Below are 16,858 nucleotides of genomic sequence, written 5' to 3'. Positions count from 1 at the left end.
ACAGTTCGCTCGGGTATCTGACGCCCAAGCAGTTTGCAGACAGTTTTTTAACCGCAGACTCTAATTTGGTTTCGTACTAAATTGGGGAGCAGGTCACTTCAAGCTTTTCCAGACGTTTGGCTAGGAATTTCTCCCACCAACGTGGTCGGAGTGGCACCGGTGCCGCCGGCGGCGACACCGAATAGGGTTCGGGATGAAACCGTGGCGGCGTAGAGGGGGAAGGCGTGTGCAGATGAATGGTAGTCAGTGCGTCCAATTCCCCGTTGATCTGGTCGCACTTGCGTTGAATCAACCCCAGGATGGCACTGCGGTTTTGCTTCTTGGCAACTTCGACCAGAGCATCGTCCAAGACGTTGCCGTGTTCATCCTGAAAGGACAGTACGCCGTCGTCATCCACCGAGCAGGTCAGCGGAATAGCTCGGGTTGGTGGTAGCAACGCGCGCGGCGTGGTTTGGCGAGGGCGGGGGGGAGGACGTGATAGGGCTTGGCTGGAGGAAAGCCCCATGAAGCTTGTATTCAAGCGGGCACCGCGCTTGCCGATACCGACCGTCGCACCGCGAGGCCCGAGCGTCCAGCTCACGCCTGATCCACTGACATTCATGCGGATGCCTGGCGCCAGTTTGATGGATCGCCGAAAGCGTAGCGCCATGCCTCTTCCTTAGGTTTTTGTATTCCGCTTGCTGTTCCTTATATATCACGAATAGTTACATAATGGGGCTTCGTCGGGAACCTGTTCGAGGGGTCGCCTTCGCAATAAGCCAGGATGACCTGCCCTGAGATTTTCGTACCAGCGGAAACTTGAGAGGATGGCTTCCAACCGAGAAGGAAGTCATGAAGAAGAGCCGGTTTACAGAAGAGCAGATGGTCAACATGCTGCGCGAGGCTGATCGAAGCTCCGTGGCAGCCGTGGCCAAGGCGCACGGAGTGAGCGAGCAGACCTTGTACAACTGGCGCCAGCGCTTCGGCGAGATGAACAGCGACGAGGTTCGCCGGCTCAAACAGTTGGAGTAGGAGAACGTCCGGTTGAAGAAAATCCTGGCAGGGCGTGATCTCGAGGTCGAGGTGATGAAGGAGATCACGGCAAAAAAGTGGTGAGCGTGTGCGTCCGTCGCCAGCAAGTCGGTTTTGCGGTGAACCGAGGGCTGTCGCAGAGACGGGCGTGCACGCTGCTATCGGTTGCCCGATCATCATTGCGTTACGAGCCGAGGTTACCCGAGGGCGACGCCCCGGTGTTGGCCGCGATGATGGCGTTGCCGGCGTAATACCCTCGCTATGGCTATCGTTGCATTCAGGTATTTCTGGAGCGCCAGGGGCTGCCGATGAGCGCCGATCGCGCTTATCGGCTGTGGTGTGGCGCGGGTCTGCAAGTGCCGCCCAAACGGCCAAGGCGCCGGCTTGAGGCAAGTCGACCGCGACCTGCCACTTCCGAAGCGGCCAATCAGGTATGGGCGTACGACTTCGTATTCGATGCCTGTGCCAACGGCCAGCAATTGAAATGTCTGACCGTCGTGGACGAGTACACCCGAGAGTCCTTGGCGATCGATGTCGCGGGTTCGATCCGTTCGACTCGGGTCATCGAGGTCCTCAGCCAGTTGATAAATGTGCGGGGTGCGTCGCGCGTTCTTCGGTCCGACAGGGGCCCGGAATTTGTCTCACGCGCACTACTGCGCTGGGCTACCCAGCAAGGCCTGAACATGGCATTAATCGATCCCGGCGAACCCTGGCAAAACGGAACAGCAGAGAGTTTCAATGGAAAATTCAGAGATGAATGCCTGGCGATGAAATGGTTCCGTAATCGCATCGAAGCGAAGGTCGTCATCGATACGTGGCGACGACATTACAACGAGGTCAGGCCGCATTCCAGTCTAAAAAACCTGACCCCCTACGCATTTGGATTACAGTGCGGCCTAGTTGCCACTTAAACCGAAGCCGTTTTCCAAGCATCCAGTGGTCCGAAGAAACCCGGCAGGTCAGAAGATCTGATCTTGATCCAAAATACCTGGCATGGTTTTCCGGATCCTCCGGAATGGGGGCTAGCCTCGCGGCCCGCAGGCCAGGTTAATGCGCAATGGTCGCATTGGGGCCATTTCCCTGGTTTGCCGACTCTGTGGGTGATGCCAGAGGCGGCGTGAGTTCTTGACCCGTAATAGGTCGAAAGCAGACCCCGACGCACCTACATTCGCCCAGGGCTTGCAGGAACAATTCCATCCGATCCGGCTCTCAATGGAAATTCCTGCTCGACACAACCAAGCTCCCCAATAACGGCGTCAAATCCACCAGCCGCTTGGCCAGCAGATGCCGCACGTTCTGATGCGACTGCCACGTGCCATACACCCCCAGCAGCGGCGCCCCCACCAGTTCCCTGCGTTGGCGTTCGACCAGCCCCGGCCAGACGATGACGTTGACCTGCCCGGTTTCGTCTTCCAGCGTGACGAAGACCGCGCCCTTGGCGGTGCCCGGGCGCTGGCGTACGGTGACGATGCCGCAGGCGCGCGCCAGGCGGCGGTCGGGGTAGGTGTGCAGGGCTTCGGCGGGGACGAAGCCGCGTCGCGCCAGGCGGTCGCGCAGCAAGGCCAGGGGATGGCGCCGCAGGGTGAGTTTCAAGGCTTCGTAGTCGGCGCGGATGTCGTCGGCTTCGTTGGGCATGTCGAGCAGCGGCGCCTGTTCGTGCACCATGGCATCGCGCAGCAGGTCGCGCTGGGGCACGCTGTCGGTGGCTTCCCACAGGGCGGCGCGGCGGTGGCCGGACAGGCGGCGCAGTGCATCGGCCGCGGCCAGGGCCTGCAAGGCATGCCGATCGAGATCGGCGCGCCGGCCCAGGTCGGTGGCGTCCTGGAAGGGCGCCTGTTCGCGCGCGGCCTGGATGCGCAGGCCGGTTTCTTCGGACAAGCCCTGCACCTGGTTCAGTCCAAGCCGCACGGCGGGACGTTCGCCGCCGGTGTCTTCCAGGGTGGCGTCCCAATTGCTGACCAGCACGTCGACAGGCAGGACGACCACGCCATGGCGCTGGGCATCCTGGATCAGCTGGTAGGGCGAATAAAACCCCATGGGCTGGCTGTTGAGCAGGGCGGCCAGGAAGGCTTCGGGTTCGTGCCGCTTGAGCCAGGAGCTGGAATAGGCCAGTTGCGCGAAGCTAGCGGCGTGCGATTCGGGAAAGCCGTATTCGCCGAAGCCTTGGATCTGGCGGCAGATGGAGTCGGCGAAGGCGCGGTCGTAGCCGTGGATCAGCATGCCGGTGACGATGCGTTCGTAGTGCTGCGCCAGGTCGCCCTTGCGCCGCCAGGCCGCCATGGAGCGCCGCAGTTCGTCGGCCTGGCCTTCGCTGTAGCCGGCGGCGTACATGGCGATCTGCATGACCTGTTCCTGGAAGATGGGCACGCCGTAGGTGCGGGCCAGGGCCTTGCGGACCTTGGGGCTGGGATAAGGAATCCGGGCGGGGCCGTGCAGGCGTGCTTGTTCGCGCTGTTTCAGGAAGGGGTGCACCATGCCGCCCTGGATGGGGCCGGGCCGGACGATGGCGACCTGTATCGTCAGGTCGTACAGATTGCGCGGCTGCAGACGGGGCAGCATGCTCATCTGCGCGCGGGACTCGATCTGGAAGACGCCTATGGTGTCGGCCTTGCAGATCATGTCGTAGGTGTCCGAGTCGTCGGGAGGAATGCTGTAGAGATCGAGCAGCCTCTGCTGCCGCTGGCTGGCGAATTCCAGGGCGCGCCGCAGCGCCGTCAGCATGCCCAGCGCCAGCACGTCGACCTTGAGCAGGCCGACCGCGTCCAGGTCGTCCTTGTCCCATTGCACGACGCTGCGGTCGGGCATGGCGGCGTTCTCGATGGGTACCAGGCGCGACAGCGGCCCGCGCGACATGACGAAGCCCCCGGGATGCTGGGAAAGGTGGCGCGGAAAGTCCAGCAATTGCTCGGTCAGTTTGGCCCACAGCTGCGCCGCGGGCGAGTCGGCGGCAAGTCCGCATTCCTCGAAACGGTTCAGCAGGTTCTTCCTGCCGTCCCACCATTGGTGGGCCTTGGCGACGCGATCGACCAGGGCCAGGTCGATGCCCAGTGCGCGCCCCACGTCGCGCAGCGCGCTGCGCGAACGGTAGCTGATGACGACGGCGGTCAGCGCGGCGCGGCGCCGTCCGTATTTCTCGTAGATGTACTGGATGACTTCTTCGCGCCGCTGGTGTTCGAAGTCGATGTCGATGTCCGGCGGCTCGTTGCGTTCCTTGCTGATGAAGCGTCCGAACAGCGAGTTGTCGTCGGGCGGAACCACGGTGATGCCCAGGCAGAAGCAGACCGCGGAGTTGGCGGCCGATCCGCGTCCCTGGCAGAGGATGCGGCGGCTCTTGGCGAACCTGACCAGATCGTGGACGGTAAGGAAGTAGGCCTCGTACTGGAGTTCGCTGATCAGCGCGAGTTCTTTTTCGAGTTGATCGCGCACTTTGTCCGGGATGCCTTCGGGGAAACGCCTGTTGGCGCCGGCATAGGTTTCGTCGCGCAGGTAGGTGGCGGGCGTGGCCCCTGCCGGCACCAGTTCCTCGGGGTATTCGTACTCGAGTTCCTTCAGGTTGAAGGTGCATAGCCGGGCCACGCGCAGGCTTTCCCGCATCAGCTCGGCGCCGTAGACCTGTGCCAGGTGCACACGCGCGCGCAGGTGCTGTTCGGCATTCGGCACCAGCGCATAGCCGCATTCGGCCACGGACTGGCGCAGGCGGATGCCGCACAGCGTGTCGTGCAAGGGCTTGCGCGAGCGGACGTGCATCTCGACCTGGCCCAGGGGCACGACGGGCAGGTCCATCGTGCGGGCGACGTCTTCGACGGTCTGGCGGTGGGGGCCGTCGCCGGCGCGATTGAGCAGCGACAAACCCATCCAGCATCGCCCCGGAAAGGTCCGCGCCAGCCAGTCGGCCTGTTCGGCAAGCACATCGCGGGCGACGCCGTGGGCGGGCGCGAGGATGGCCAGGCAGTCCGGCACGCAGCGCAGATGAGCATGCCCGGGCTCGGGGTGGGAAAGGTCGCCGGGCAGCAGGCGGTAGCTGCCCTTGGCGGCGCGCATGCGAGCATAAGTGATCAGTTCCGACAGGTTGCCGTAGCCTTCCTTGTTGGTGGCCAGCAGGATCAGGTCCAGGGGCGGGATGCCGTCCTGGGCGTCGAGCCGGAACTGGCTGCCCAGGATCAGGCGCAGCTTGTGTTTCTTCGCTTCCTCGTGCGCGCGCACGACGCCGGCCAGGGAGCATTCGTCGGTGATGGCCAGGGCCGTGTAGCCCAGTTCGGCGGCGCGCTCGACCAGTTCCCCGGGCCAGGAGGCGCCGCGCAGGAAGGTGAAGTTGCTCAGGCATTGGAGTTCGGCATAGCCGGGCAGGGAAGGGAGCGAGGGCGGGGGCGATGACATGGCGATTCAGGCGTAGAGCCCGTGCAGGTACCAGCGCGGTTCGTCCAGCGCCTGGTCCAGGTAGAGCCAGTAGCGGATGCCGTTTTCGCTTTCGGCCACGAAGTAGTCGCGCGAGATGGGGGCGCCGTCCCACCAGCCGCTTTCCAGGCGTTCGGGGCCGCGCAGCAGGCGCAGCGGGGTGCCGTAGTAGGGCCGGTTGCCGCGCAGGACCAGGGCAATGGGCTGCGCGAGCAGCCACAGCGGGCGTTCGGCCTCGAAGGCCATGTCCTGAGGACCAGTACGTGACGCCGACAAGGCCGGTTGCCAGCAATTGGCGGCTTCCGGCCGATGGTCGGCGCGTGGCCGGGCGGCCAGCACGCGGTCGGCGCCCAGCCGCGCCGTCAGCAGTTCCAGCAGGCGGTCGTGGTCGGCCGGGGTGCCGCCGGGATCGGTGAACAAGGATTCGGAGGGCGCGGCGCGGGAGACGAGCTGGTCGGCGTGCAGGGCCACGGCGATGGCCGGCGCTTCCAGCGTCAGGCGTTCGAGATGTTCCTTGAGCAGGCGCAGCAGGTGATCGGCCTGCCAGCCGGGCTGGGCCAGGGCCACGGTCAGCCGCGTGGGCGGCCGGGCGTGGCGGCCGCGTTCGTGCTCCAGCAGGAGAACGATGGCGCTGGCCGCTGTATGCGTAGCGCCCAGCCATCCCACGAGCTGCTGGACGAGGCGGCGGGCCACGATCAGGACGGCAGCGGTGTGCTCGAGGCGGGCGATCGGTTCCAGGCGCGCGGAAAACCGGAGCGGCGCGCGGATCCAGTCGAACAGCTCGGGCGCCTGGCCGCGAGCCTGGTCGAGCATGTGCGGCAGGGCGTGGCCGCAGCGCTTTTGCAGGCCGGCGCGCGGCAGCCGCATCAGGGCGGCAAGGGTACGGCACCCTATGCCGTCCAGCCAGGCCTGGTGCGGCCGCGCCGGCGGCAGCAGCAGGCAGGGCAGTGGGTCCATCCGGCGCAGCAGCCGGTCCAGCCGCAGGACGCGGCGCGGGCCGGGCGTGGCCCGCGCCGCCAGCAGCCAGGCGCCATGGGCGGTCGGCGCCATGCCGACGCGGGCCCGGCAGCCCAGTTGTTCCAGCGTGCGCCGGATGCGCCGGCACAGCGCCAGGGGGCCGCGGAAGACACGCAGGCTGGCGTGGACGTCGAGCAGCAGGCTGGTGTCGGGGCCAAGGGTGACTTCCGGCGTGTATTGCAGCATGGCCAGCGCGGCGGCATCGAGCAGTTGCCGTTCGCGCTCGATATCCCGCTGGATGAACGCGGCATGCGGGGCCAGGGCGCCGGCGCCTTTCTTGCGCATGCCCGGCCGCACGCCCAGTTGCGCGGCGGCAGGCGTCACGGCCACCACCGCCTCGTGTTCGAGGACCACCAGCGGGCCGGCCGCGTCATCCGGCCAGGACGGGCTCAGTGCGTCGAGGCTGGGGTGCGTCAGGTAGACGCTGATCCACAGGCGCATGGGAAGGCTCGGAAAAGGCGGGAATCGAACCCGCGGCCGGAGCCGCGCGCGAAGGCGCGAGCGGCACCAGCAGGCTGGTGTCGTGGACGGGGCCGCGGCGCTTGAGGATGTCCACGCGCAGTTGGTCGCCGGCGGGATGCAACAGCAGGCGCAGCGGCGCGGGCGATGCCTGGCGGGCCGATTCGGCGGGGCGGAACAGGAAGAAGGCGGTATCGCCGGCCTGGGCGGCCAGGTGCAGCCGGCGCAGGGCGGTCGCGGGCGGGCGGGAGGCCCAGTACAGCAGGGCGCCGCAATGCCCTTGCTTGAGGACTTGCTCGGCCGCCCACAGGGCGTCGGCCGCGTGGGCGGGCGCGACCCACAGCAGTTGCCGGCTGGCGAAGCGATGGGCTTGCCAAGCCTGGACGGACGGCTGGTGGGGCGGGTGGAGCAGGACGATGCTGCGTTGGGCGGGCAATTGCCGCAGCGCCGGCAGCAACAGGCGGATTTCGCCTATGCCCGGCTGCGGCAGCAGCAGTTCGGTCAGGCTGCCCAGCGGCCACCCGCCGTCGGGCAACTGGCGGGAAAGCTCGGCATGGCCGGTATCCAGGCCGGGGCGGCAGTTGCGGGCAAGCTGCGATCCCCGCCACAGGAGGGGATGGATCGCGGTGCTGGCGCGCGGCGTGGAGATTCCGGCAGAAGGCATGGGACAACAACGGTTTACGGCAGGATACTGTATAAATATACAGTGATCGAGTCAAGCCGTGGAAAGCCATCGCAACGCCGAGGCGGCCCCCCGCTTTTTGGGGATTTCGTGTTCTATGTTCTAGTATCTTGGCTTGGGAGCGCTGCTGCCCCACTCTCCGGAAGACCGTGCATGAAACCCATCAACAAATCGAACAAACTAGCCCACGTCCTGTACGACATCCGCGGCCCCATCATGGACAGGGCCAAGCAGATGGAAGACGAAGGCCAGAAGCTCATCAAGCTCAACATCGGCAACCTGGCCGTGTTCGGTTTCGACGCTCCCGAGGAAATCCAGCTCGACATGATCCGCAACCTGCCCAACTCGGCGGGCTATTCGGACAGCAAGGGCATCTTCGCCGCGCGCAAGGCGGTCATGCACTACACCCAGGCGCAGGGCGTGCAGGGCGTGACACTGGAAGACATCTACCTGGGCAACGGCGCCTCCGACCTGATCGCGATGGCCACCAACGCGCTGCTGGACGACGGCGACGAGTTGCTGCTGCCCGCGCCGGACTACCCGCTGTGGACGGCGGTCGTGAGCCTGTCGGGCGGCACGCCCGTGCACTACCTGTGCGACGAGGCCAAGGGCTGGATTCCCGACCTGGACGACATCCGGGCCAAGATCACCCCGCGCACCAAGGGGATCGTGGTCATCAACCCGAACAACCCGACCGGCGTGGTCTATCCCGACCACGTGCTGCAGGAGATCGTCGCCATCGCGCGCGAGCACGGGCTGGTCATCCTGGCCGACGAGGTCTACGACAAGGTGCTGTACGACGACGCCCGCCACACCGCGCTGGCGAGCCTGTCCACCGACGTGCTGACGCTGACCTTCAACTCGCTGTCCAAGAGCTACCGCGCCTGCGGCTACCGCGCGGGCTGGCTGGTGGTCTCGGGCGACAAGCGCGCCGCGCGCGATTACATCGACGGCCTGAACATGCTCGCCAACATGAGGCTGTGCGCGAACGTGCCGGGCCAGTGGGCGATCCAGACCGCGCTGGGCGGCTACCAGAGCATCAACGACCTGGTGGCCCCGGGGGGCCGGCTGCGCCAGCAGCGCGACCTGGCCTATGAATTGATCACCGCCATTCCCGGCGTGACCTGCGTCAAGCCGCAGGCCGCGCTCTACATGTTCCCGCGGCTGGATCCCGAGGTGTATCCCATCGAGGACGACCGCCAGTTCTTCCTGCAGATGCTGGAAGCCACGCGGGTGATGCTGGTGCAGGGAACGGGGTTCAACTGGCCGCATCCCGACCACTTCCGCATCGTGTTCCTGCCGCACGAGGCGGATCTGCGCGAGGCCATCGGCCGCATCGCCAAGTTCCTCGAGGACTACCGCCTCAAGCACGCCAGGAAGGCGCCGGCGTCGCCCGAGGCCGGCGCGGACGATCGTGCCGTCGTCGTGCCGGCCAAGTTCGGGGCGAAGGCCGGCTAGCGCGGGCGTCGATCCTGCGGGCGCTGCCCAAGCTCCCGCATGGTTGCGCCGATCCAGTCAGCGATGGCGTCCACGCCCAGCGCCAGGTTGTCGACGCTGCAATGCTCGGCGCCGCCATCGCGCAGCGTATGGACGAACAGCTCCGCCTTGGGGCTGTTCACGCATTCGGCGACCAGGCGTTCGGCCTGGACCAGCTTGATCTGCCGGTCGTTCTCGCCGTGCGTGACCAGGATGGGGCAGCGTATGCGATGCAGCACGCCCTCCAGCGTCATGCGGTCCGCCGTGGCCAGCAGGCCTTCCATGGTGGTCTGGCCGAACACCCACATCACATGTTCCCAGTAATGCGGAACGGGTAGCCGCGGGTCCTGGCTCTGGTGGCGGTAGCGCTGGGTCGCGCCCCAGTCGTAGTTGGCGCCCCAGGCCACGCAGCAGCGCAGGCGGGGTTCGAAGGCGGCGGCGCGCGGCGCGTGATAGCCGCCCAGCGACAATGCCATGATGCCGATGCGCGAGGCATCGACGTCGTCGCGTCCCTCCAGGTAGTCGACGCAGGCCGAGGCGGGCACCTCGGCCTCGGGGAAATTGGTCAGGCCCTGCAGGCGCAAGGCCTCGCCCACGCCGGGGTTGTCCACCAGCAGCACGGACACGCCGCGCTCGCGCAAGGCCTCGCCCATGCCCATCAGGTACAGGATCTCCTTGGTCACGTCCAGTCCGTCGAAATGCACCATGCAGGGCGCGCCGCCGGGCGGTATCTCGCGCGCCGGGACGTACAGGGCCGGCAGGGTGGTGCCCTGGTAGGGCACGTCCACCCATTCGACGGGCTGGCCGGTCAGCTCGGCGTAGCGCCGAAAGCACTCGAGCATGTTGCGGAAGGCCGCGTCCCGGCCAGGGAAGCGCGGCGCCTGCATGCGTTCGGCCTGCACGTAGTAGATGGCGGCGCGCTTGAACTTGCGGCCCGCGCTGTAGGTGCGATCGTGCTGGAGGTCCTGCTGCGCCAGCGCCTTCACGCGGTCGGCCAGCCCGGTCCAGGCGGCGAACAGGATCTCGGCCGCATGCGGGTCGCCGCGGCGCGACGCTTCCTTGACGGGGCCGGAGGCGTCGTCGAGCTCGCCGATCTCGGCGCCCATGCCGAGCGCCAGGTTGACGGCCATATTCCAGGTGTAGTTGTCGCCGAAGTATTCAAACATGGTCGATGTCCATTCGTGGTTGCGTGGAAAGTGCGGTGGCGCCGGCGAAGGTCAGTCGGCCTTGATATTCTTCTCGGCGATCAGCCTGGCCCACATCGATTGCTCGGCGACCAGGTCCCTGGCGAATTGGTCGGGCGGCTGGAGCACGAGGTCGTAGCCGTCTTTTTGCAGGCGGGCCTGCATCTCGGGCATGCGCATGACCCGGGCGATCTCCGCCGCCAGCTTGTCCCGTATGCCGGCGGGCAATCCCTTGGGCGCGAAGACGCCTTGCCAGACGTAGGCCTCCACCGGGACGCCTTCCTCGCGCATGGTCGGGATGTCGGGGATGGCGGGCGAGCGCTGCGCGGCGGCCAGCGCCAGTCCCCGCATCTTGCCCGCGCGGACCATGGACTGCGAATTGCCGACGGAGTCGCACAGGAAGTCCACCTCTCCGGCGATGACCGAGGTCTGTGCCGGCCCCGCGCCCGAATAGGGCACGTGCAGGGCCTTGATGCCCGCCGCATCCAGCATCTGTTCGCAGGCGAGGTGGCTGCCGCCGCCGGTGCCCGCGCTGGCGTAGCTCAACGCGCCTTGCCGGGACTTGGCCAGGGCGAGGAATTCCTTGAAGGTCCTGGCCGGCAGCTTGGCCGAGGCCACCAGGTAGGCGGGAAAGCGCAGCGCCTCGGTGATGGGCGTGAAATCGGCGGCCGGGTCGAAGGTGTGCTGCCTGTGCAGCAGCGGGCCGATGACGTGGGCGCTGTTGGTGGTGTAGAGCAGCGTGTAGCCGTCGGCTGGCGCATCCTTGACCAATCGGCTGCCGATCAGGCCGGTGGCGCCGGCGCGGTTGTCCACGATCACGGGCTGGCCCAGCGCCTCGCCCAGCAGCTTGCCGGCCAGGCGGGCATAGGTATCCGTGGAACCGCCCACGGGGAAGGGCACGATCAGCCGGATCGGCCGGGTGGGATAGGCCTGCGCGCCCGCCGTGGCCGCGATCAGCAGCGACGCGGCGGCAAGGACAAGGCGCGGCGCGATGAGATGGCGTTGCATGGTGTCTCCGTCTTGTTCATGTGCCAGGACATTCTGGACGGACTCGCGGCGCAGGAGAAATGCCGTTTTTCGGGGCGAGCTATAAAATAATTCGATAGCGAAAACGCATGGCGAGGCAGCGATGGATCTGGTTCAACTCCGGTATTTCGTGCGCGTCGCGCAGTTGAAGAGCTTCACGAAGGCCTCGGTGGCGCTGCACATCGCACAGCCCGCGCTGACGCGGCAGGTGCTGCTGCTGGAGGACGAACTGGGCGTGCAGCTCCTGTTCCGCCACAGCCGCGGCGTCGAACCGACCGAGGCCGGCATGCGGCTGCTGTCGGGAGCCGAGGCCATCTTCCGATTGGTGCGCGAAGTCCGCGCCAACGTCATCGCGTCCAGCACCACTGTCGCCGGCACGCTGCGGATCGGCTTTCCGCCTTCGTTGGGCGGCTTCGTGATCGGCACGGTCGCGGCCGCGTTCCAGAAGATGTACCCGCAGGCCACGTTCGACCTGTACGAGGGCCTGAGCAACGAATTGCGCGACCGGCTGCTGGCCGACAGGCTCGACCTCGCGGTATTGGCCGGGGGCGCCAATCCGCTGCTCGTCAGCACGCACCTGTGCGACGAGGAGTTCTGGGTGATGATGCCCCGCCGCCGCAAAAGCCGGCATGCGCTCAGGACCTACTCGCTGAAGGAGTTGGCCGGGCTGCCGCTGATCCAGCCCGGACGCGCGCAACTGGCGCGCCAGCACATCGAGAGCGAGGCCGCGCGCCTGGGCGTGGCGCTGAACGTGACGGTGGAGACCGATGCCTTCCAGGTCATCAAGGATCTCGTGCGCCGCGGGGTAGGGGCCCACATTTCGCCGTACTCCGGCATAGGCGCCGACATCAAGCGCGGGGACTTCGACGGCGGCCCGGTGAAGGGCCTGTTTCTGTCGCGCTATCTCGTGCGGCGCATCGATCGGCCCATCAGCCTGGGCATCACGAAGTTCCAGGAGATCCTGGTCGACACGCTCAGGGACCTGGGGGCTTCTGACCGGGCGATCCGGCTGCCTGCCTGAGGTCCGCCGATAGCCGGCCGTTATCCTGCGGCGCCGTGCTCGGCCACGATGCGCACCACCACTTCGCCGCGGCCGGTACGCTTGGCGTGGTCCAGCCCTTCGTTGGCCAGCGCATCCGCGCGTTCGTTGCCGCGATGCCCGCTATGTCCGCGCACCCACCGGAAGGTTGCGCGATGCCGGTCGGCCTCGGCGATCAGCGCCTTCCACAGCTCGACGTTCTTGACGTCCTTCCAGTTCTTGCGTACCCAGCCGTGGCGCCATTGCGTCATGCCGTTCACGACGTATTGCGAGTCGGTGTAGACGACCACCTCGCAGGCCTGCGGCAGCCAGCGCAGCGCTTCGATGGCGGCGGTCAGTTCCATGCGGTTGTTGGTGGTGTCGGGCGAGCCGCCGAAGATTTCCACGGTGGCCTCGGTGGTGCGGATCCACGCGCCCCAGCCTCCTGGGCCGCCGGGGTTGCCGCGGCAGGCGCCGTCGCAGTAGACGATGGCGCCGCCGGCCGGGGGCGTTTCGTCCCCCGTGGGCTGCGGCGCGGGGGGCGCCTGAGCTGGCGAGGGCGCGTCGGCATCCAGCCAGCGCTGGAAGGGCGCGGCATCGGCGCCGTCCTTGACGTACCACTTCTTCTGCGCTGGCGACCATCTGGCCCCGAGCGCCTTGGCTTCGTCTTTCTCGGCAAAGGGCACTTTCAGCCAGACAACCATGGAGTCACCAATTCTATGCAAGGGGCGAGACCTTAATCGGCGCGGCAAGCGGTTGTCAAGGCGGCACGCCGGGAACGGGCCTTGCTCATTTCGTGGGCGGGGAACCTCGGAGCCTGCTGTGATGCGGGTCGCTTCGTCCTGTTCCAGGGCTGTCCCCAACGTTGTCCACAGGATGCGGGGATAACTGGTTACACGTTGTCCAGCCGTGCGGCCGCCCGGTCCGGAACTCGCGATAGAGCGTGCGCGGCGCGGCCAGGTGCAGCGTCAGGCCGCGCAGGGCATTGAAAGCGAGGAAGGACAGCCACAGTCCATGGTTGCCCAGCCGCGGCAGCAAGCCCAGCGACAGCGCCAGGAACGCCGCGCCGCAGACCAGCATGGCCCGCATCAGCGCGCGGGTCTGGGTGGCGCCGATGAAGATGCCGTCGTACAGGTAGGCCGCGACCGAGGCGATGGGCGCCAGCGCCAGCCAGGGCAGGAAGCGGCCGGCGGTCTCGCGCAGCGCCGCCTGGTCGGTCAGCAGGCTCACTATCCATGGACCCACGGCCAGGTAGACCAGGGCATAGGCGAGCGCGCCGGCGAAGGCCCAGCTCATGCACAGCCGCACGGCGCGCCGCAGGCCCGGGCGGTCGCCCGCACCCACGGCGGCGCCCACCAGCGCCTCGGCCGCATGGGCGAAGCCGTCCAGGCCGAAGGCCATGAAGGTCAGGAAATTCAGCAGCAGCGCGTTGGCGGCCAGGACCATGTCGCCCTGGGTGGCGCCCAGGTGGGCGAACCATCCCATGCTGGCCAGCAGGCAGGCCGTGCGCACGAAGATGTGGAAATTGATGCCGACCAGGCGCCGCATCGCGGCGGCGTCGCGCAAGACCGCCAGGCGCAGTCGCGGCCAGGCGGCGCGGTGCGAGCGCCACAGCAGGATGCCGCCCGCCAGCGTGCCGGCGCCGTCGGCCACCGCGGTCGCCGCGCCTATGCCCGCCACGCCCAGGCCGAAGCCATGCACGAACAGCAGCACGGCGCCCAGGTTGACCACGTTGATCAGGATCTGCAGGGCCAGCGCCAGCCGCACGCGCTGGCACCCCAGCAGCCAGCCCAGCACCACGTAGTTGACCAGCGCCAGCGGCGCCGCCCAGATCCGGCCCGAGCAATACGCGATGGCCTGGCGCGTGGCCTCGGCGCTGCCGCCCAGCAGGCCCAGCACCAGCGAGATCAGGGGCCGCTGCAACACCAGCAGCGCCAGGCCGATGGCCAGCGCAAGGGATACCGCCCGCACCACGCTGGCGGCCAGCGCCTGTTCGTCGCCCTTGCCCCAGGCCTGGGCGACGAGCCCGGTCGTGCCCATGCGCAGGAAGCCGAAGCCCCAGAACAGGAAGCTGAAGAGCAGGCCCCCCAGCGCCACGCCAGCCAGGTATTCGGGGCCGGGCAGGTGGCCCGCCACGGCGGTGTCCACCGCGGACATCAGGGGTTGGGTCAGGTTGGCGAGGACGATGGGCAGGGCCATCGCAAGCACGCGCCGATGGGTGAGGGGGGAAGCGTTGGCTGGCACGTGTTGTCTCTGACGTGTTGTCTCTGTTTATTGGTCCCTGTTTTTTTATTGGTCCCCGCATTATCCCTGCCGAGCGACCGGACCGCACAAATGAAAACGGACGCCCGGGGGCGTCCGTTTTCATTTTTAATCTTGGCTCCCCGAACTGGGTTCGAACCAGTGACCTGCGGATTAACAGTCCGTCGCTCTACCGACTGAGCTATCGGGGAAAGGAGCCCGCAAATATAGCAGAAAAATGACGTTCGTCAAAGCAAGGCGCAAGGGGCGCGGTAAACTCGCCGCATGAGTTCCCTCTTCACGCTCGAGGCGCCTTGCAGCTACCGCGAGGAGGTTCGCAAGAGCCGGTTCGTCGCCCACGCGGCGCCCGTGGCCAGCGCCGACGAGGCGCTGGCTTTCTTCGCCCGGCATGCCGACCCCACGGCCACGCATAACTGCTGGGCCTATCGCATCGGCGCCGCGTACCGTTTCAACGACGACGGCGAGCCGGGCGGGACGGCCGGCCGCCCCATCCTGCAGGCCATAGACGGGCAGTCCTGCGATCGCGTGGCGGTGCTGGTGGTGCGCTGGTTCGGCGGCACGCTGCTGGGCGCGGGCGGCCTGGCGCGCGCCTATGGCGGCTGCGCGGCCAACTGCCTGCGGCTGGGGCGCCGGGTGCCGCTGCTGGACCTGGCCGAGGCCGAGGTCGCCTGCACCTTCGCCGAGCTGCCGCTGTTCAAGGCGCGGCTGAAGGAGCACGGCGCCGAGGTCCTCGGCGAGCTTTTCGACGAACAGGGCGCGACGCTGGCATTGAGCGTGCCGCGGCCGCGCCTGGAGGCGCTGCGAACGATGCTGTCCGACCTGAGCCGGGGCCGCGCCGTCCTGGCCGTGCGGGACGAGGCGTGAGGCGGGGCCGTTCCTACAGCCCCGCCAGGCGGCACGCGCGCTGGGTCAGGATGCCTTCGGGCGAGGCCAGGTCGTTCAGGATGGTGAAGTGGTTGCGATCGGGCAGCCGCAGCAGTTCGCCGGGCAAGCCCGCCCGCGCGGCGGCGAAGGTCTCGGACTGGCGTTGCAGCTCGGGCAGTTCGGAGGCGCCGTAGGCCAGGACCAGCTCGCGCTGGCTGAGCGGGCGATGCAGGGGGCTGAGCCGCCGGACGTCGGGCGGACACAGGCGCAGCTTGTCGTTCAGGTAACTCAGGCGTATGGGCTCGAGATCGTAGACGCCGCTGATGGCCAGGCCGCCGCATACCCCCGGCTCGTCCAGGACCATGGCCGCCAGGTGGGCGCCGGCGGACCATCCGCTGACGATCATCCGTTCGGGATCGGTGCCCCATTGTGGGGCCTGCCGTGCCAGCCATCCCAAGGCAGCGCGTATTTCGCCGACGATGCCGTCCAGGGACTGCTCGGGCGCCAGGGTATAGCCCACCAGCGCGACGTGCAGCCCATGGGCCAGCGGCCCGGCGGTCAGGAAACTGAAGTTTTCCTTGGAGCGCGTCTGCCAGTAGCCGCCATGGATGAAGACCATGAGCGGTCCCGGACGGGCCGCGGGGAAATAGTCGATGCGGTTGCGGGGAGCCGGGCCGTAGCGCAGGTCCAGGTATTGGGGATGGGCGGCCCGCAGCTTGGCGCTGCGTTCGTCGAATTCCGCCATCAGCACCGCGCTGTTGAGCACGGCGGCGGAATTGTTGTAGGAAGCGTCCAGCGCTTCCCGGGTCATTCCGTTGTACAGCGCAGTCATTCGGCAGTTCCGGTCCGGGCAGGGGGCAGGGCTATCGAGGGCACGGTTTGCAACCAAAAGTGTCCGAAATAGAAGAATTCATCCTTTCTCGTTCGATTGCAAGACCCGTGCCGGCCTTCCCGGCACGGACCGCCGCGTCAGTGGCGATGGCCGCCCGCTCCATGGCCGCCCGAACCTGCCCCGGCGCCGGCGGGCTCGACCTTGAAGTCCACCTTGACCTCGCCCGCCTTCTCGAAGACCAGGGTGGCGGGGAAGCTGGTGCCTTCCTTGAGCGGCGCTTTCAGGCGCATGAACATGATGTGGTAGCCGCCGGGCCTGAGCTCGACGGTCTGGCCCGCGGGCAGGGCGATGCCGTCGACCTGGCGCATGCGCATGATGTCGCCGTCCATCTGCATGGTGTGCAGTTCGGCGGTGGCCGAGATGTCGGCGCGGACGGCGATCAGCTTGTCGTCGGCCCCTTTGTTGGTCAGCTTCAGGAAACCGCCTCCGGCGGGCTGGCCGGTGACGGTGGCCCGGCTCCAGGGGTGGTTGATCTGGATCGCGCCGGCCGTATAGTCGTGGGCGACGGCCTGGCCGGCGGCCAGCATGGAAAACAGCAGCGACAGGGTGAACGTACGAATCTGCATGAGGGT

13 protein-coding genes, 1 tRNA gene and 2 pseudogenes are annotated in these 16,858 nt (G+C 67.3%); 4 read left to right on the top strand and 12 right to left on the bottom strand.

The genetic code is table 11. The features are described 5' to 3' along the window. Positions 1-76 precede the first annotated feature (76 nt). Positions 77-649, bottom strand: coding sequence for a DUF4236 domain-containing protein (locus ABD104_RS22635; RefSeq protein WP_343928241.1), 573 nt, complete (start codon positions 647-649; stop codon positions 77-79). 182 nt (positions 650-831) lie between these two features. Between ABD104_RS22635 and ABD104_RS22630 the strand changes: the two are divergent. Continuing rightward, a pseudogene (locus ABD104_RS22630) lies at positions 832-1,922 on the top strand (IS3 family transposase). Positions 1,923-2,220: 298 nt separating this feature from the next. Here ABD104_RS22630 and ABD104_RS22625 read toward each other — a convergent pair. Genes ABD104_RS22625 through imuA form a run of 3 tightly spaced genes read right to left on the bottom strand, consistent with a single transcriptional unit; the run spans position 2,221 to position 7,546 of the window. Then, a complete protein-coding gene (locus ABD104_RS22625; RefSeq protein WP_343928240.1) occupies positions 2,221-5,388 on the bottom strand; it encodes an error-prone DNA polymerase in 3,168 nt (1,055 codons plus the stop codon). A gap of 6 nt (positions 5,389-5,394) precedes the next feature. Further along, positions 5,395-6,864: a Y-family DNA polymerase gene (locus ABD104_RS22620; protein WP_343928239.1), complete on the bottom strand. Its 1,470-nt coding sequence runs from the start codon at positions 6,862-6,864 to the stop codon at positions 5,395-5,397. Next, on the bottom strand, positions 6,794-7,546 hold the full coding sequence (gene imuA / locus ABD104_RS22615; RefSeq protein ID WP_343928238.1) for a translesion DNA synthesis-associated protein ImuA: 753 nt from the start codon (positions 7,544-7,546) through the stop codon (positions 6,794-6,796). The genes ABD104_RS22620 and imuA overlap by 71 nt, the downstream gene beginning before the upstream one ends. A 171-nt stretch (positions 7,547-7,717) precedes the next feature. Here imuA and ABD104_RS22610 point away from each other — a divergent pair, with 171 nt between their 5' ends. After that, entirely contained in the window at positions 7,718-9,022 is a 1,305-nt protein-coding gene (locus ABD104_RS22610; RefSeq protein ID WP_233146089.1) for a pyridoxal phosphate-dependent aminotransferase, read from the top strand. Here ABD104_RS22610 and ABD104_RS22605 read toward each other — a convergent pair. Further along, positions 9,019-10,206, bottom strand: coding sequence for an alpha/beta hydrolase family protein (locus ABD104_RS22605; protein ID WP_279819950.1), 1,188 nt, complete (start codon positions 10,204-10,206; stop codon positions 9,019-9,021). The genes ABD104_RS22610 and ABD104_RS22605 overlap by 4 nt on opposite strands. 51 nt (positions 10,207-10,257) lie before the next feature. Beyond that, positions 10,258-11,232 (bottom strand): Bug family tripartite tricarboxylate transporter substrate binding protein, encoded by a 975-nt coding sequence (locus ABD104_RS22600; protein ID WP_279819952.1) that lies wholly within the window; start codon positions 11,230-11,232, stop codon positions 10,258-10,260. A gap of 121 nt (positions 11,233-11,353) precedes the next feature. Here ABD104_RS22600 and ABD104_RS22595 point away from each other — a divergent pair, with 121 nt between their 5' ends. After that, positions 11,354-12,271, top strand: coding sequence for a LysR family transcriptional regulator (locus ABD104_RS22595; protein ID WP_279819954.1), 918 nt, complete (start codon positions 11,354-11,356; stop codon positions 12,269-12,271). Between the two features lie 20 nt (positions 12,272-12,291). Here the strand turns inward: ABD104_RS22595 and rnhA are convergent, their stop codons facing one another. The 4 genes and pseudogenes from rnhA to ABD104_RS22575 all read right to left on the bottom strand — a co-directional run bounded on the left by rnhA (position 12,292) and on the right by ABD104_RS22575 (position 14,721). Then, positions 12,292-12,759: a ribonuclease HI gene (rnhA, locus tag ABD104_RS22590; protein ID WP_343928245.1), complete on the bottom strand. Its 468-nt coding sequence runs from the start codon at positions 12,757-12,759 to the stop codon at positions 12,292-12,294. A 93-nt stretch (positions 12,760-12,852) separates the two neighbouring features. Next, positions 12,853-12,972: pseudogene (locus ABD104_RS22585) on the bottom strand (DUF5710 domain-containing protein); the annotation flags it as partial. Between the two features lie 85 nt (positions 12,973-13,057). Further along, positions 13,058-14,467, bottom strand: coding sequence for an MATE family efflux transporter (locus ABD104_RS22580; RefSeq protein ID WP_132980357.1), 1,410 nt, complete (start codon positions 14,465-14,467; stop codon positions 13,058-13,060). A 178-nt stretch (positions 14,468-14,645) separates the two neighbouring features. Continuing rightward, a tRNA-Asn gene (locus ABD104_RS22575) sits at positions 14,646-14,721 on the bottom strand. 73 nt (positions 14,722-14,794) lie between these two features. Here ABD104_RS22575 and ABD104_RS22570 point away from each other — a divergent pair. Then, positions 14,795-15,394, top strand: coding sequence for an IMPACT family protein (locus tag ABD104_RS22570; protein WP_087841064.1), 600 nt, complete (start codon positions 14,795-14,797; stop codon positions 15,392-15,394). A 13-nt stretch (positions 15,395-15,407) separates the two neighbouring features. Here the strand turns inward: ABD104_RS22570 and ABD104_RS22565 are convergent, their stop codons facing one another. Continuing rightward, positions 15,408-16,226: an alpha/beta hydrolase gene (locus ABD104_RS22565; RefSeq protein ID WP_087841065.1), complete on the bottom strand. Its 819-nt coding sequence runs from the start codon at positions 16,224-16,226 to the stop codon at positions 15,408-15,410. Positions 16,227-16,363: 137 nt separating this feature from the next. Then, positions 16,364-16,852 carry a copper chaperone PCu(A)C gene (locus ABD104_RS22560; protein WP_343928237.1) on the bottom strand — a complete coding sequence of 163 codons (489 nt, stop codon included), beginning with the start codon at positions 16,850-16,852 and terminating at the stop codon, positions 16,364-16,366. Positions 16,853-16,858: the final 6 nt, after the last annotated feature.

The organism is Pigmentiphaga daeguensis (genome assembly GCF_039523035.1).
In the GTDB taxonomy this organism is placed as follows: domain Bacteria; phylum Pseudomonadota; class Gammaproteobacteria; order Burkholderiales; family Burkholderiaceae_B; genus Pigmentiphaga; species Pigmentiphaga daeguensis.
This window is presented reverse-complemented; position numbering and strand designations above follow the sequence as displayed.